This window comes from Streptomyces sp. S07_1.15, assembly GCF_020739505.1.
GTDB lineage: Bacteria > Actinomycetota > Actinomycetes > Streptomycetales > Streptomycetaceae > Streptomyces > Streptomyces xinghaiensis.
Map to the genome: position 1 here is coordinate 6,280,100 of NZ_JAJBZK010000001.1, position 14,510 is coordinate 6,294,609.

Genomic DNA, 14,510 nt, shown 5'->3' on the forward strand with positions numbered 1-14,510 from the left:
TTGATGATCGAAATATCGAACATTCATCGACGTCCCCGGTCGCGCGCCCCGCGGCCGGCATCGCAGCCCCCGCATTCCGCACCGCCCGCATGTGAGTACCGCTGAGGCTCCCGCCACGCCACTGCGAGGAAGACCGGAACGCTTGGTGAACGCGGGATGAGCCCCGGCGAGGAGCCGCACAGCCTGCACCGCCGGGCACGGGTACCAGCCCGCACCCGCGGCGGCAGCCGATCCACCCCCGCTCACCCGACCGCGTCGCCACAGAGGGGCGAGACACGTCCTGGTCAGATCACGATGTCAGCCGGCGCGGTCCGAGCTGTCCACTCCCTGAGACGGCCCACCAGGGCCCTCTGAAACAGCCCGCAAGGAAAGGAAGGAGAACCATGAGACGCGCCTCCCTCGTCATGTCCGCCCTGCTCGCGGCACTTCTCGTCATGGCCCCTGCCGGTACCGCGCTGAGCAGCGGCCTCGGCACGGCAGCGCCGCCTCCGAGCGTCCCCGCCGCCTCGGGGACCGCCGGATGCGGCAAGGCTCCGACGCTCACCAGCGGTACGCACACGATCTGGAGCGGTGGCCAGAACCGCAGCTACATCCTCAGGATCCCGGCCGGTTACGACAACAACCGCCCCCACCGGCTGATCTTCGGGTTCCACTGGCTGAACGGCACCGCCCAGGACGTCGACTCGGGCGGAGCCGACGGCTACAACTGGTCCTACTACGGACTGAGAAGGCTCGCGGAGAGCTCGGGCAGCCCCACGATCTTCGTCGCGCCGCAGGGCCTCAACAACGGCTGGGCCAACTCCGGCGGTCAGGACGTGGCCCTCTTCGACGCCGTGCGCCAGCAGGTCGAGGCCGATCTGTGTGTCGACGAGACACAGCGGTTCTCCACGGGATTCAGCTACGGCGGCGCGATGACGTACGCGCTGGCCTGCACCCGGGCCTCGGTGTTCCGGGCCGTCGCCGTCTACGCCGGTGCGAACCTCAGCGGATGCAGCGGCGGCACCGAGCCCGTCGCGTACATGGGGCTGCACGGCGGCAGTGACAACGTGCTGCCCATCTCCCTGGGACGGTCGCTGCGCGACACCTTCGTCAGGAACAACGGCTGCGCCCAGCAGAACCCGCCCGAGCCGCCCAACGGCAGCCGGACCCACATCGTCACCGCCTACTCCGGCTGCCGGGACGGATATCCCGTCGTCTGGGCCGCGTTCGACGGAGGCCACACCCCGGCGCCCCTGGACGGGTCCACCGGGCAGGGCTGGCAGACCTGGACGTCGGCAGAGGTGTGGAAGTTCTTCACCCAGTTCGAGTCCACCGCGTCCACCGGCGGCCGGTAGGCCGCGGACCGGCGCCCGGCGCGTGCCGGCCCGCCGCGGGACACCCGCCGCGGCCGGTGCGCCGCCGGGGCGGCTCCGGGGGCCCGGCTCCGGACAGCGGAAAGCCCGTGCGGTGCGCGGCTCACGCCGCCCGCACGGGCTGTTTCCCGACTTCGGTGTCCGAGGGGGGACTTGAACCCCCACGCCCGATAAAGGGCACTAGCACCTCAAGCTAGCGCGTCTGCCATTCCGCCACCCGGACGAGGTGTCCGCCGCCGTGGCCGTGGCCTGTGGCGACGGGAAAACCATAGCAAACATCCGGGAGCCCTCGATCAGCCACCCGATCAACCGCTCCCGGCCGCCCGCCCGGACGGTACGGGAGCGGCGGCCCTCCGGCGGGGACCTTGGGGAGAGCGCCTGGGCGCGGGAGGATGGTGGGGAATCCCGCCCGGCGACGGCCGTGACCCGGCCGGCCGGGACGCACTCAGAAAGGCAGGCCAGCGTGAGCGAGTCGCATTCCGCCGCGGCGACCACCGGCAAGGTCACCGGCGAGGACGAGGTCGTGGATCTCTGCCGGGACCTGATCCGGATCGACACCAGCAACTACGGGGACCACTCCGGGCCGGGCGAGCGCGCCGCCGCCGAGTACGTCGCGGAGAAACTCGCCGAAGTCGGCCTGGAACCGCGGATCTTCGAGTCGCACCCGGGCCGCGCCTCCACCGTGGCGCGGATCGAGGGCGAGGACCCCTCCCGGCCCGCGCTGCTCATCCACGGCCACACCGACGTCGTCCCGGCCAGCCCGGAGGACTGGACGCACCACCCGTTCTCCGGCGAGATCGCCGACGGCTGCGTCTGGGGCCGCGGCGCCGTCGACATGAAGGACATGGACGCGATGACGCTCGCCGTCGTCCGCGACCGGCTGCGCAGCGGACGGAAGCCCCCGCGCGACATCGTGCTGGCGTTCCTCGCCGACGAGGAGGCCGGCGGCGTGTACGGGGCGCGCCATCTCGTCGACCGCCACCCGGACCTCTTCGAGGGGGTCACGGAGGCCATCGGGGAGGTCGGCGGCTTCTCCTTCACGGTCAACGAGAACCTCCGCCTCTACCTGGTGGAGACCGCGCAGAAGGGCATGCACTGGATGCGCCTCACCGTGGACGGCACCGCCGGCCACGGCTCGATGACCAACACGGACAACGCCATCACCGAGCTCTGCGAAGCGGTCGGCCGGCTCGGCCGGCACCGGTTCCCGGTGCGGGTCACCAAGACGGTGCGCTCCTTCCTCGACGAGCTGTCCGACGCGCTGGGCACCCCGCTCGACCCGGAGGACATGGACGAGACCCTCGCCAAACTCGGCGGCATCGCCAAGATCATCGGCGCGACGCTCCGCAACACGGCGGCCCCCACCATGCTCGGGGCCGGCTACAAGGTGAACGTGATCCCCGGGCAGGCCACCGCGCACGTCGACGGACGCTTCCTCCCCGGATACGAGGAGGAGTTCCTCGCCGATCTCGACCGCGTCCTCGGCCCGCGGGTGAAGCGCGAGGACGTGCACACCGACAAGGCCCTGGAGACCGGCTTCGACGGTTCCCTGGTCGACGCCATGCGGTACGCGCTGAAGGCCGAGGACCCGATCGCGCACGCCGTGCCGTACTGCCTCTCCGGCGGAACGGACGCCAAGTCCTTCGACGACCTCGGCATCCGCTGCTTCGGCTTCGCGCCGCTGAAGCTCCCGCCGGAGCTCGACTTCGCCGGCATGTTCCACGGCGTCGACGAGCGGGTGCCGGTGGACGGCCTCACCTTCGGCGTCCGGGTGCTCGACCGCTTCCTCGACCGCTGCTGACGCCGCTGAACTCCGGCCGCACGCCGGAAAATCAACGCGGTGTGCGGGTCTCGCCGGAAAGAGTGAAGCGCCGCGGCGGCTCGTTCCCCCTTTACTCCTTCCTCGTTACAGGGAGTGCGATCCGAGGTCGGGTTCGCACTGCCAACTAGGAGGAACAAATGATCAAGAAGGTCGTGGCCGTCGCCGCTGCCGCCGGCGGACTCATGCTCGCCGGTGCGGGTGTGGCTGCCGCCGACTCCGGTGCCCTGGGCTCCGCCACGGACTCCCCGGGTATCGCTTCCGGCAACGCGGTCCAGGCTCCGGTGAACGTGCCGGTGAACGTGTGCGGCACGACGGTCTCCGTGGTCGGCGTCCTGAACCCCGCCTTCGGCAACGCCTGCTCACCCTGACGCTGAACGACGGCCCGGAAGGGTGCGAGCGCCGGGCAGCCCCGGAGCGCACACCATGCACTCCGGGGCCGTCCGTTTTCCGGCGGGCGGGAGACAAGCCCGCGCGCTTTTCGAATGGCAGAGACAGAGGAAACACATCCATGCGACATGTCGCGAGGAAGAGCCTGATCACCGCAGCGGCCGCGGGCGGCGTACTCGCCGCCACTGCCGGCTACGCCTGCGCTGACTCGAGCGCCGAGGGAGGCGCCGCGAACTCGCCGGGGATCCTCTCCGGCAACTCGGTCCAGGCGCCGGTCAACGCGCCCGTCAACATCTGCGGTACCACCGCAAGTGTCGTCGGCCTGCTGAACCCGGCCACGGGCAACGACTGCGGCGGCTCGGGCAACGGTCCGCAGGCCCAGGGGGCCACCAGTGACTCCGGGGGCATCGCCTCCGGCAACTCGGTCCAGGTCCCGGTCAACGCCCCGGTGAACGCCTGCGGTACCGGTGTGAGCGTCATCGGCGTGGGAGACAGCGTCCGGGACAACGACTGCACCGGGAGCTCGGGCTCGGGAGTCCCGGGCAGCCCGGGGACTCCGGGCGGTCCGGGCGGTCCGGGCAGCCCCGGTGGGCCGGGCGGTGAGGAGCCGGGCGGCCCGGGTGAGCCGGGAGACCCGGGCACCCCGGGTGAGCCGGGAGACCCGGGCGGGGAAGACCCGGTCGAGCCGGGCAGCCTCGATGAGGACTGCCCGGGCGGTGAGGGCTGCCCCGGCGGTCCGGAGACCGCCGAGGGCGGTGGCGAGACGCCGGCCGACGAGGAGACCACCCTGGTCGACCAGCCCGAGGGCATCGAGACCCTCGCCGAAACGGGCAGCGACTCGCTGGCGGTCACCCTGCCGCTCAGCGCGGGGCTTCTCCTCGGTGGCGCACTGCTCTACCGGCGGTCCCGGGTCAAGGCCTGAGACCGACGCGTCCGTGTGCCCGGCCCGCCGCGGGCCGGGCACACCCATGACGGCACAACAGGGGAGCGGGTCCCGTTTCGGGGCCCGCTCCCCGCGTGTGTGCGGAGGCCGGGTCTACCAGGTGGCGCGGACCTGACGGATGATCCGGCGGCGCAGCCGCACCCTGCGGCTGCCGTCGCGCATGAGCAGAAGTCGGTCCAGTTCCCAGTGCCCGTACTCGGCGTGGTCGGTCAGCAGGCGGGTCGCCGCGTGGCGGGAGACCCCGCGCGGCACATACACGTCACGAAATTCATATTCCGGCATCGCATCTATTGTGCGGGCAAGGCCCATGTACGGATAGCGTCTGCACTATGTCTGATGCTGCCCAGCCATCCGCTTCCGAGGTACGCGCCGCCGCCGAGGCGGTCAAAGCCGCGCTGGACCGACACCTCGACGCGGTCGAGCGCCGGTCGGGTGAGGACGACCCGGCCGTCTTCGCCGCGTTCAACGAGCTGGCCGCGGCAGCCGAGGAGTACGACGAACTGCTGTACGAGGCGTACGACGAGGTCACCCCGTTCGAGATCCCCGGCGACGGCTCGCTGCCCGCCTACACGGGCCCGGAGAATCCCAGTGCTCTGAGCGTGCTGATCCGGCGCGACTACTCCGTGGCCGAGTCCCGCCGGCTCTTCGCCCAGGCCGAGCGGATCGTCGAGCTGGACCCGGACGCGGAGCCCGCCGTGAACGGGGCGCGCGCCGAGATCGCCGGAGTGGGCAGCAGTGTGCACACCGCCCTCGGGGTGCTGTTCGGGGAGTTCGAGCCCGACGAGATCGCCTCCCGGCACAAGGAGTTCGGACTCGAGGAGGGCGACTCCACCCTCTGGGTGACGGCCGCCGACGAGCCCGCCGAGCCGGGGGAGTGGCTGAACGCCCCCTTCGACGACGTGGACCCGCAGCGCGTCCTCTGCCGCTTCGACGTCAGCTCCGTCTTCGACGAGGAGGAGGACGAGGAGGACGAGGCCGAGGAGGCCCTGCCCGACGGTCTGGAGATCCTCGCCCCGGACACCCCCGACACGAGGCGCTGAGCCGTCTCCCGGCCGGGCCGCTCGCCGTGGCGCCCCGGCCGGTGAGCGGTCTCAGCCCTGGGCGGGCGGTGGGGTGAGGGCGCGCAGCAGCGTCCGCAGCCGGGTGGTGCGCTCCGTCACCGGCACCTCGGCCACCGCGCGGGGCAGCGCCTGCTCCACGCCGTGCACCACCGACAGATGGCGCTCGGCCCGCCCGAAGGCCGTGTAGACCCAGGCCCGGGTCAGCGCCCGCGCGGCGTCCCCGGGCAGGACCACCACGGCCGCGGGCCAGGTGGTTCCGGCCGCCTGGTGCGCGGTGAGGGCCCAGCCGTGCCGCACGGCCCCGGCCGCGACCCGTTCGCGCGGTACCGTCATCCGGCCGCCGTCCCACTCCAGCCGCAGGCCCTCGGCGTCGGCCGAGACCACGGTGCCGGTCAGGGCCCGGCCCGGAGCCCGGGTGTACACCACCCGGTCGCCCGGGTCGAAGCCGCCGAACCGCCCCGGCCCCGGGTTGAGCCGCTCCTTGAGGGCCGCGTTCAGCGCGCGGGTGCCGGCCGCTCCGGCGTGGCCGGGGGTGATGACCCGGGTCTGCTCCGGGGGCACCCCGATCGCGCGCGGTACCGAGTCGGCGACCAGTTGCACGGTGCGGTGCACGGCCTCCCCGGCGTCCCGGACCGGCACGATCACCACCTCCTTGCCGGGTGCCTCCACCGAGGGCAGCTCGCCGATGCCGATCGCCGACACCAGCTCGCCGACCGGGCCCGGGTCCGGGGTGCGGGAGGTGACGCGGGGGCAGAAGCCGGAGGACAGCAGATCCGCGAACACCTTGCCCGGACCGGCCGACCAGAGCACGCCCGGGTCACCGCTGAGCACCAGCCGGGCGCCGTCCGGCAGGGACTCGGTGAGCATCGCGGCCGTCTCCACATCGAGCTGCGGCGCGTCGAGGACGACGAGCAGGTCCAGCTCCAGCGCTCCCTCCGGATCCCGCCCCGGGCCCTCACCGCCCGCGAGCAGCCCGGCGACCGTCACCACGGCTCCGTCCGCGTCCGCGTCCTCGGCCGCGCCGTCCGCGCCGTCCGGCCCCTCCGGCTTCTCCGTCACATCGGGGGCGGGGGACGCGCCGAGCAGAGCGGCGGCCCGCCGGCATCCCGCCGGGCTGTGCACGGCGGCCCAGGCGCGCAGGCCCAGGGCGCGCGCGGCCGCGACCAGGGCCAGCGGCTCGGCGCGCGCCGTCTCCCCGCCCGTGTGCGCCACCAGCCCGTGGCCGGCCGCCGCCCGGATCAGCTCGGCGGCGGACGGCGACGGCGCGGCCTCCGCGGCCGCCTCCCAGGCGGCGGCGTCCGGACCGGAGCCGGGGGTGCCGTCCGGGGCGAAGCCGCCCGCGATCCGGCCCAGGCCGTCCGCGAGGCTCTCCTCGGCCAGGGCGTAGCGGTCGAGCCCCAGCAGCACCCGGACCGGCTGCTCCGCCTCCTCGCCCTCCGGCGCGGCCGCCGGGCCGGGCGGGGCGCCCGGGCCCGCCGGGCCGGAGGCGTCGAGGGCGTCCTGGAAGACGAGCACCGCGCCGCCCGCGATCGCCTCGTGCAGCGCCGCCTCGGGGTCGGGCACCGCCTGCCGGGCCAGGGCCTCGCTCAGCGCCGAGGGCTCCAGGGCCGTGTGCCCCCGGAGCGCGGCCCGCTCCAGGAGCCAGGCGGTCAGCGCCTGGGCCCGGCGCTCGTCCCCCGGTCCGGCCTCCGGTCCCAGCAGGGCGCGCGCGAAACCGTCCGCCTGCTCCGGCTGGACGCCCGGCACGGCGAGCAGCTGCCAGGGGTCCTCGCGGAGGGCGTCCGCGGCCCGCTCTCCGAGGAGATCCGCCACCGGCTCCGCCAGCGTCTCCGGGGCCCCGCCCGCGGCCAGCACCTCCCGCACCATGGCGCTCCGGGCCGCCCGCTCCGCCGAGGGCGGCCGGGCGCCGGGCACCCCGGCGGCGCCGGGCACGGGCCCGCCTCCGCCGCTCTCCGGCGGTACGGGCCCGGAGCGGCCGGGCCGCGCGGCGGGGCCGGGCCGGGCCGCGGGGCCGAGCCGCTCCGCGGGGGCGGGAGGCCGGGCGGCGGGGCGGGGTTCGCTGAAGAAGGCGGAGGCGGGCCGCTCCCCGCTCTCCACGGCCCGCACGGCGGCGGCCAGCGCCTCGGCCGACGGCGACCGCTCGGCGGTGCCCTCCCCGGCGGGCGGTGCCGGTGCCGGTGCGCCGGCGGACGCGGGGGACTCCTCCGGTGCCGGGGCGGCGGCAGCGGTCTCGCCGGCGGGGCGGTCCGTGGTCACAGCGTGCTCCAGTCCTGGTCGGGATAGCGGTGCAGGGGCGCCGACACGTCGTCGAGCGCGCGGCAGATCTCGTCGGGAAGACTAAGCGCTTCCACTGACAGCGCCGCCGTGAGCTGCTGTGCCGTCCGGGCGCCGACGATCGGGGCCACCACACCGGGCTGGTCACGGACCCAGGCGAGGGCGACGTGCAGCGGGGTGGTGGCCAGGCCGTCGGCCGCGATGGCGACCGCGTCCACGATGCGCCCCGCCGACTCGTCGAGATACGGCGCGACGAAGCCGGACATGTGAGCCGAGGCGCCGCGCGAGTCGGCCGGTGTGGTGTGCCGGTACTTGCCGGTGAGCACGCCCCGGCCCAGCGGCGACGAGGGCAGCAGCCCCACCCCGAGGTCCCGGGCGGCGGGCAGCACCTCCCGCTCGACGCCGCGCTGCACCAGGGAGTACTCCATCTGCGTGCTGGCCAGCCGGGTGCGGCCGGGGACGCCGAGCTGCCAGGTCGCCGCCTTGGCGAGCTGCCAGCCGCTGTAGTTGGAGACGCCCACGTACCGGGCGCGTCCGCTGGTCACCGCGAGGTCCAGGGCCTGCAGCGTCTCCTCCAGCGGGGTCGCCGGATCGAAGGCGTGGACCTGCCACAGGTCGACGTGGTCGGTGCCGAGCCGCTCCAGCGAGGCGTCGAGGGCGGCCAGCAGATGGCCGCGCGAACCGTCGAAGCGCCGCTCCGGATCGGGGACGCTGCCGGCCTTGGTCGCGATGACGAGGTCGCGGCGCGGGACGAGGTCCGCCAGGAACTGGCCGAGGAGATACTCCGCCGCGCCGTCGGCGTAGACGTCGGCCGTGTCGACCAGGGTCCCGCCGGCGTCCCAGAACGCCTTGAGCTGCTCGGCGGCGTCGTGCTCGCCGGTGTCACGACCCCAGGTGAGGGTGCCGAGCCCGATCCGCGATACCCGCAGGCCGGTTCGGCCGAGATGCCTCTGCTCCATGGCCGGAGAGAGTACTGGCCGCCGGCCGGGCCGCGGTGACGCGAGTCATACCCCCGGGACGGCCGCGGGCCCGCTCCGGCACTGCCGGACGGCGGTGCCCGCGCGCTACAGTCCGCCGGAGAGACGTTACCGACCAGTAAAGGGAGCGATATGCGGCTTGGGATCAACCTCGGCTACTGGGGCGCCGGCATGGACGCCGACAACCTCGCGGTCGCCCGCGAGGCCGACCGGCTCGGCTACTCCGTCTGCTGGGCGGCGGAGGCCTACGGTTCCGACGCCCCCACGGTGCTGGCCTGGGTCGCGGCGCAGACCGAACGGATCGACATCGGCTCCGCGATCCTCCAGATACCGGCGCGCACCCCCGCCATGACGGCGATGACGGCCGCCACCCTGGACTCCCTCTCCGGCGGCCGCTTCCGCCTCGGCCTGGGCGTCTCCGGCCCGCAGGTCTCCGAGGGCTGGTACGGCGTGAAGTTCGACAAGCCGCTGGCCCGCACCCGCGAGTACGTCGAGATCGTCCGCAAGGCGATGTCCCGCGAACGGCTGACCCACGAGGGCGAGCACTGGACGCTGCCGCTCCCCGGCGGCCCCGGCAAGGCGCTCAAGCTCACCGTGCACCCGGTGCGCGAGGAGGTGCCGCTGTACATAGCGGCGATCGGCCCGAAGAACCTGGAACAGACCGGCGAGATCGCCGACGGCGCCCTGGTGCTCTTCTTCGCGCCGGAGCACGCGGAGGAGACGACGCTGGGCGCGCTCCGCGCGGGCCGTGAGAAGGCCGGCAGGACCCTGGACGGCTTCGACCTGGTGCCCACCGTCCCCATGGCGCTCGGCGACGACGTGGACGCGCTGGCGGACATCTTCCGCCCCTACACCGCGCTCTACGTCGGCGGCATGGGCAGCGCCAAGCAGAACTTCTACAACAAGCTCGCCCGGCGCATGGGGTACGAGAAGGAGGCCGCCGAGATCCAGGAGAAGTACCTGGCCGGCGACAAGCAGGGCGCCGCCGCGGCCGTCCCGCGCGAACTCATCGACTCGACCTCGCTGCTCGGCCCCGTCGAGCGCATCGCGGACCGCATGCAGGCCTACGCCGCGGCCGGGGTCACCACCCTGTCGCTCACCCCGGCGGGCTTCACCCTGGACGAGCGGATCGCCGCCCTGCGCGCCGGCGTCGAGGCCCTGGAGCGGGCCGGACTGGCCTGACGGTGCGGAACGTGACCCGGTGAGGGCCCGCCGGGGGACGGGCCCCGCCCGGGGCGGACCGGAGTGACGCACCCGGAGGGCGGCCGGTAAGGGGACCGAAGGTCCCAAGGGGACGCGACCGTACTTACGCTAGCGTAGGTTCCGGTGGCGGAGGCTGAGGGCCCCGGCCCCGGCGACCCCTGGAGGAACCGTGCACATCCCGACGTCCGGCCGTCCCTGGTTGATCCAAGGCGGGATGGGGGTGGGGGTGTCCGGATGGCGGCTGGCCCGCGCCGTGGCGCGGACCGGGCAGCTCGGAGTCGTCTCGGGCACCGCGCTGGACACCGTGCTGATCCGCACCCTGCAGAGCGGTGACCCCGGAGGGCACCTGCGCCGGGCGCTGGCCGCCTACCCCGTGCCCGGCACCGCCGGGGCCGTACTGGAGCGGTACTTCGTCGAGGGGGGCGTCGGGGAGGGCGGGCGCTTCCTCACCACGCCCCCGCTGACCGCCGACCCCGGCTGCCCCGCCCGCGCGCTGACCGTGGTCGCCAACTTCTGCGAGGTGTGGCTCGCCAAGGAGGGCCACCGCGGGCCCGTGGGCGTCAACTACCTGGAGAAGGTCCAACTCGCCACCGCCCCCGCCCTGTTCGGCGCGATCCTGGCCGGTGTGGACTACGTCCTGGTCGGCGCCGGGATCCCCGCGCACCTTCCCGGCCTGGCCACCCGGCTGTCCCGCCTGGAGCCCGTCACCACCGATCTGACGGTGGAGGGGGACACCGAGCCGCTGCCGGTCCCCTTCGACCCCGCGGCGGAGCTGGCCGGAGCCGCGGTGGGCGGGCTGCGCCGCCCCGATGTGCTCGCCATCGTCTCGCTGCCGGCCCTCGCCGCGTACCTCCACCGCTCCGAGCGGACCCGGCCGGACGGCTTCGTGGTCGAGGGCCACCGCGCGGGCGGCCACAGCGCCCCGCCCCGCGGACCGCTGCGGCTGGACGAGGGGGGCGACCCGGTCTACGGACCGCGCGACACCCCCGACTTCGCCAGGATGGCCGCCCTCGGCCTGCCGTTCTGGATCGCCGGCGGCGCGTGCGGACCGGAGCAGGTGGCGCGGGCACGGGCCGCGGGCGCGGCCGGCGTGCAGGTCGGCAGCGTCTTCGCGCTCTGCGAGGAGTCGGGGCTCGAACCGGGCCTGCGGCGGCAGCTGATCGAGCGCCGGCTGGGCACCGCGCTGACCGTGCGGAACGACCCGGCGGCGTCCCCGACGTCCTTCCCGTTCAAGGTCGCCGACCTGCCGGGAACGCTCGCCGATCCGGCCGTGGCCGCCGCCCGCCCCCGGGTCTGCGACCTCGGCTATCTGCGCACCCCCTACCGGGCCGCGGACGGCGCCCTCGGCTACCGCTGCCCGGCGGAACCCCTGGTGGCCTACGAGCGCAAGGGCGGCGACCGGGCCGACACGGAGGGGCGGCAGTGCCTGTGCAACGGGCTGACGGCCGCCATCGGGCTGGGGCAGCGCCGCCCGAAGGGCCGGGTGGAACCGCCGGTCGTCACCATCGGCCAGGATCTGGACTTCCTCCCGCGCATCGCTCCCGGCGGCGAGCCGTACAGCGCCGAGTCGGTGGTGCGGTGGCTGTCGGAGGGCCTGGACGAGACCGCCGGGGCGGACCCGGCGCGGACCACCGCCGGGGCGAAGGCGCTCTGACCCCCCGCCCCGCACCCTGCGGGCGAGCGGCGGCACGACGGGACGGGGCGGCCGCACGGGAAGGGCCACCCGGGGCGGCTCGGTACGGGGCCCGGGCCGGCGTGGTACGGAGCCGGCCCGGCGCGGCTCAGCGCGGGACCAGGCGCCCCAGCAGCCGGCCGAAGGAGATCAGCCGCGCTATCTGCCCCGGGCCGCCGTCCTCCAGCGACTTGCTGAACCGGAACGCCTCGGGGCGGAACCGGGCCGAGGCGATCGGCGCCTCCGGGTCGCCGCCCGGCACGGGGTTCAGCTCGTGCGGCGTGGACGTGGCCAGCACCAGATGCACACCGCGGTCCACCCGCCGGCCCGCCGCGTCCCGGCCGACCATCGTCCGCATCCCCACATGCCGGATCGACTCCAGCGGCAGCACCTGGACCGAGGAGTCGAGGACGGTGCCGCCCGGCGCCTGGTCGTCGGCGACGTCCTCGCTGTGCCACAGGATCAGCCGCCGGCCGTCGCAGATCGCGGCCTCCTGCCAGACCGAGGCGCCCGACTCCGTGAGATCCACGACGCGTTCCAGCGTGAAACCGCGGACCCGGCGCCGGCCCAGCACACCGCCGACCGCCTCCAGCGCCACGTCGGCATGGAGGAAATACGCCCGCGCCGCCTCGTCGAACCGCTCGTACGGCGACCAGTCCGAGCCGGCGGGACCGAGGCGCGGCCGCGCGAGACCGCCGCGCGCCGCTCTGCCGAACAGACTCACCCACTACCCCCTCCGGTCCGCTGTCACCCTACCGAGGGTGGCGGACAGCGGGCGGACCGGCCGGGGAGAAACGATCAGCGGGGGAGGGCCCGCACCGGGACGGACACCCCTGCTCCGCCCGGCGGTCGCCGGGCCTCCGGGTCTCCGGGCACCCGGACACCCGGGCTCAGAGCCAGCCCTGCCGCTTGAACGCCCGGAACAGACCGGCGATCGCGAGACCCATGAGCACCAGTACCACCGGATAGCCCCAGGCGCTCTCCAGTTCCGGCATGTGCTCGAAGTTCATCCCGTAGATGCCCGCGACCATCGTCGGGATGGCGGCCATCGCCGCCCACGCCGAGATCTTCCGCATGTCGTCGTTCTGCCGCACCCCGGTCTGCGCGAGATGCGCCGCCAGGACGTCCGACAGCAGCCGGTCCAGCCCCTCGACGCTCTCGTTGGCCCGGGTCAGATGGTCGCCGACGTCACGGAAGAACGGCCGGGCGGACTCGTCGACGAACGGCAGCGCGGCATGGGTGAGCTGCGTCATCGGATCGGTGAGCGGGACGGTGGCCCGCCGGAACTCGACGATCTGCCGCTTGAAGGTGTAGATCCGCGCCGCGGCGCTCCGGTCCAGGGCCTCCGGCGCGAACACCTGCGTCTCCAGCTCCTCCAGGTCGATCTGGAGTTCGCCCGCCACATCGATGTAGTGGTCCACGACCGCGTCGCTGATCGCGTACAGCACCGCCGTCGGCCCCTGCCGCAGCACCTCGGGCTCCCGCTCCAGCCGGTGGCGCACCGCGGCCAGCGGGGTGCCCTCGCCGTGCCGCACGGTCACCACGAAGGAGTCGCCGAGGAAGACCATCAGCTCCTCGGTGGTGACGGTGTCCGCGGCGGCGTCGTAGACCACCGGTTTCAGCACCAGGAACAGCGAGTCGTCGTACACCTCCAGCTTCGGCCGCTGGTGGGCCTTGAGCGCGTCCTCGACCGCCAGCGGGTGCAGCCCGAACTCCCGGCTGACCTTGTCGAACTCCTCCGGGGTCGGCGCGTTCAGCCCCAGCCAGAGGAAGGAGTGGCGCTCGGTGCGCGCCTCCCGGAGGGCGACGGTGACGTCCGGCGCGCCCTCGATACGGCGTCCGTCCTGGTAGATGGCACAGTCCACGATCACTCGTTGCGTATTCCCCGTCTGCGGGAGTCATGCGCACGCGACCGCCGGGGGAGCGGAGGACGCGAGCCGGGCCGTCCGGGCGGAGCCCGCCCCGCTCCCCGCACCGGAGGCCCGCGGCCCGCCACCCGCCGCACGCCCTAGGCTGGCGCCATGCCCACGCTGCTTCTCGTCCGGCACGGCCGGTCCACCGCCAACACCGCCGGGATCCTCGCCGGATGGACCCCGGGCGTCGGACTCGACGAGCGCGGCGCCGCCCAGGCCGCCGCGCTGCCGGCCCGGCTCGCGGGACTCCCGCTGGCCGCCGCCGTCACCAGCCCGCTGCAGCGCTGCCGGGAGACCCTGCGCCCGCTGCTGGACGCCCGGCCCGGCCTGCCGCTCCACGCCGACGAGCGGATCGGCGAGTGCCACTACGGCGACTGGTCCGGCCGGAAGCTGGCCGACCTCGCCGAGGAGCCGCTGTGGACCACCGTGCAGCGGCACCCGTCCGCGGCCGAGTTCCCCGGCGAGGAGGGGGAATCCGTACGGGCCATGCAGGCGCGCGCCGTTGACGCGGTCCGCGACTGGAACGCCCGGATCGAGGCGGAACACGGCCCCGAGGCCGTCTACGTCATGTGCTCGCACGGCGACGTCATCAAGTCCGTCGTGGCCGACGCCGTCGGACTGCACCTCGACCACTTCCAGCGCCTCGCGGCCGAGCCCGGCTCCGTCACCGCCGTCCGCTACACCCCGCTCCGCCCCTTCCTGCTGCGGCTCGGCGACACCGGTGACCTGGCCGGTCTGGCACCCGCCGCCACCGGCCCGGACAGCACCGCGGCGGGGGACGCCGCGGTCGGAGGCGGTGCGGGCGCACCGTGATCGCCGGCCACAGTAGGGTGGACAGCCCGCGGGTGGGCGGCCCTCCGCGCGACCGCCCGGCACCCGCGGCGGCGGCCGCGGCCGGGTACCGCC

General features: G+C 74.6%; 12 protein-coding genes, 1 tRNA gene and 1 pseudogene. 8 read left to right on the top strand and 6 right to left on the bottom strand.

Annotation, left to right across the window (positions count from 1 at the left end):
* Positions 1-404 precede the first annotated feature (404 nt).
* Positions 405-1,322: pseudogene (locus tag LIX60_RS26935) on the top strand (PHB depolymerase family esterase); the annotation flags it as partial.
* A gap of 168 nt (positions 1,323-1,490) precedes the next feature.
* On the opposite strand, the gene LIX60_RS26940 reads toward LIX60_RS26935, so the two are convergent.
* A tRNA-Leu gene (locus tag LIX60_RS26940) sits at positions 1,491-1,575 on the bottom strand.
* A gap of 240 nt (positions 1,576-1,815) precedes the next feature.
* Here LIX60_RS26940 and LIX60_RS26945 point away from each other — a divergent pair.
* The 3 genes from LIX60_RS26945 (at position 1,816) to LIX60_RS26955 (ending at position 4,483) form a co-directional block, all read left to right on the top strand.
* Positions 1,816-3,153, top strand: coding sequence for a M20/M25/M40 family metallo-hydrolase (locus LIX60_RS26945; RefSeq protein WP_227961430.1), 1,338 nt, complete (start codon positions 1,816-1,818; stop codon positions 3,151-3,153).
* A 158-nt stretch (positions 3,154-3,311) separates the two neighbouring features.
* Positions 3,312-3,542, top strand: a complete 231-nt coding sequence (locus LIX60_RS26950) for a chaplin (RefSeq protein ID WP_227961432.1) — start codon at positions 3,312-3,314, stop codon at positions 3,540-3,542.
* Between the two features lie 140 nt (positions 3,543-3,682).
* Positions 3,683-4,483 carry a chaplin gene (locus LIX60_RS26955; protein WP_227961434.1) on the top strand — a complete coding sequence of 267 codons (801 nt, stop codon included), beginning with the start codon at positions 3,683-3,685 and terminating at the stop codon, positions 4,481-4,483.
* 114 nt (positions 4,484-4,597) lie between these two features.
* Here the strand turns inward: LIX60_RS26955 and LIX60_RS26960 are convergent, their stop codons facing one another.
* A complete protein-coding gene (locus LIX60_RS26960; RefSeq protein WP_039821231.1) occupies positions 4,598-4,786 on the bottom strand; it encodes a DUF5703 family protein in 189 nt (62 codons plus the stop codon).
* Between the two features lie 47 nt (positions 4,787-4,833).
* Here LIX60_RS26960 and LIX60_RS26965 point away from each other — a divergent pair, with 47 nt between their 5' ends.
* Positions 4,834-5,544, top strand: coding sequence for a hypothetical protein (locus LIX60_RS26965; protein ID WP_043463357.1), 711 nt, complete (start codon positions 4,834-4,836; stop codon positions 5,542-5,544).
* Between the two features lie 51 nt (positions 5,545-5,595).
* On the opposite strand, the gene LIX60_RS26970 is transcribed toward LIX60_RS26965, so the two are convergent.
* Together LIX60_RS26970 and LIX60_RS26975 are read right to left on the bottom strand one after the other, a co-directional pair.
* Positions 5,596-7,887: a helix-hairpin-helix domain-containing protein gene (locus LIX60_RS26970; protein WP_265585832.1), complete on the bottom strand. Its 2,292-nt coding sequence runs from the start codon at positions 7,885-7,887 to the stop codon at positions 5,596-5,598.
* Positions 7,818-8,798 carry an aldo/keto reductase gene (locus LIX60_RS26975; RefSeq protein WP_227961438.1) on the bottom strand — a complete coding sequence of 327 codons (981 nt, stop codon included), beginning with the start codon at positions 8,796-8,798 and terminating at the stop codon, positions 7,818-7,820. The genes LIX60_RS26970 and LIX60_RS26975 overlap by 70 nt, the downstream gene beginning before the upstream one ends.
* A 150-nt stretch (positions 8,799-8,948) precedes the next feature.
* Here LIX60_RS26975 and LIX60_RS26980 point away from each other — a divergent pair, with 150 nt between their 5' ends.
* Both LIX60_RS26980 and LIX60_RS26985 read left to right on the top strand, forming a co-directional pair.
* Positions 8,949-9,998: an LLM class F420-dependent oxidoreductase gene (locus LIX60_RS26980; protein WP_043463361.1), complete on the top strand. Its 1,050-nt coding sequence runs from the start codon at positions 8,949-8,951 to the stop codon at positions 9,996-9,998.
* Positions 9,999-10,239: 241 nt separating this feature from the next.
* Complete coding sequence (locus LIX60_RS26985; protein WP_227961440.1) at positions 10,240-11,673, top strand: nitronate monooxygenase; 1,434 nt, start codon at positions 10,240-10,242, stop codon at positions 11,671-11,673.
* A 127-nt stretch (positions 11,674-11,800) separates the two neighbouring features.
* On the opposite strand, the gene LIX60_RS26990 is transcribed toward LIX60_RS26985, so the two are convergent.
* Positions 11,801-12,415, bottom strand: coding sequence for a hypothetical protein (locus LIX60_RS26990; protein ID WP_043463365.1), 615 nt, complete (start codon positions 12,413-12,415; stop codon positions 11,801-11,803).
* Between the two features lie 166 nt (positions 12,416-12,581).
* Complete coding sequence (gene corA, locus LIX60_RS26995) at positions 12,582-13,562, bottom strand: magnesium/cobalt transporter CorA (protein ID WP_227961442.1); 981 nt, start codon at positions 13,560-13,562, stop codon at positions 12,582-12,584.
* Between the two features lie 150 nt (positions 13,563-13,712).
* Here corA and LIX60_RS27000 point away from each other — a divergent pair, with 150 nt between their 5' ends.
* Complete coding sequence (locus tag LIX60_RS27000; protein WP_227961444.1) at positions 13,713-14,417, top strand: MSMEG_4193 family putative phosphomutase; 705 nt, start codon at positions 13,713-13,715, stop codon at positions 14,415-14,417.
* Positions 14,418-14,510: the final 93 nt, after the last annotated feature.

Excerpts from the sequence above, each read along its gene's own strand:
- LIX60_RS26950 (WP_227961432.1), top strand. The coding sequence starts at position 3,312 with ATGATCAAGAAGGTCGTGGCCGTCGCCGCTGCCGCCGGCGGACTCATG.
- LIX60_RS26955 (WP_227961434.1), top strand. The coding sequence starts at position 3,683 with ATGCGACATGTCGCGAGGAAGAGCCTGATCACCGCAGCGGCCGCGGGC.
- LIX60_RS26960 (WP_039821231.1), bottom strand. The coding sequence starts at position 4,786 with ATGCCGGAATATGAATTTCGTGACGTGTATGTGCCGCGCGGGGTCTCC.
- LIX60_RS26965 (WP_043463357.1), top strand. The coding sequence starts at position 4,834 with ATGTCTGATGCTGCCCAGCCATCCGCTTCCGAGGTACGCGCCGCCGCC.
- LIX60_RS26975 (WP_227961438.1), bottom strand. The coding sequence starts at position 8,798 with ATGGAGCAGAGGCATCTCGGCCGAACCGGCCTGCGGGTATCGCGGATC.
- LIX60_RS26980 (WP_043463361.1), top strand. The coding sequence starts at position 8,949 with ATGCGGCTTGGGATCAACCTCGGCTACTGGGGCGCCGGCATGGACGCC.
- LIX60_RS27000 (WP_227961444.1), top strand. The coding sequence starts at position 13,713 with ATGCCCACGCTGCTTCTCGTCCGGCACGGCCGGTCCACCGCCAACACC.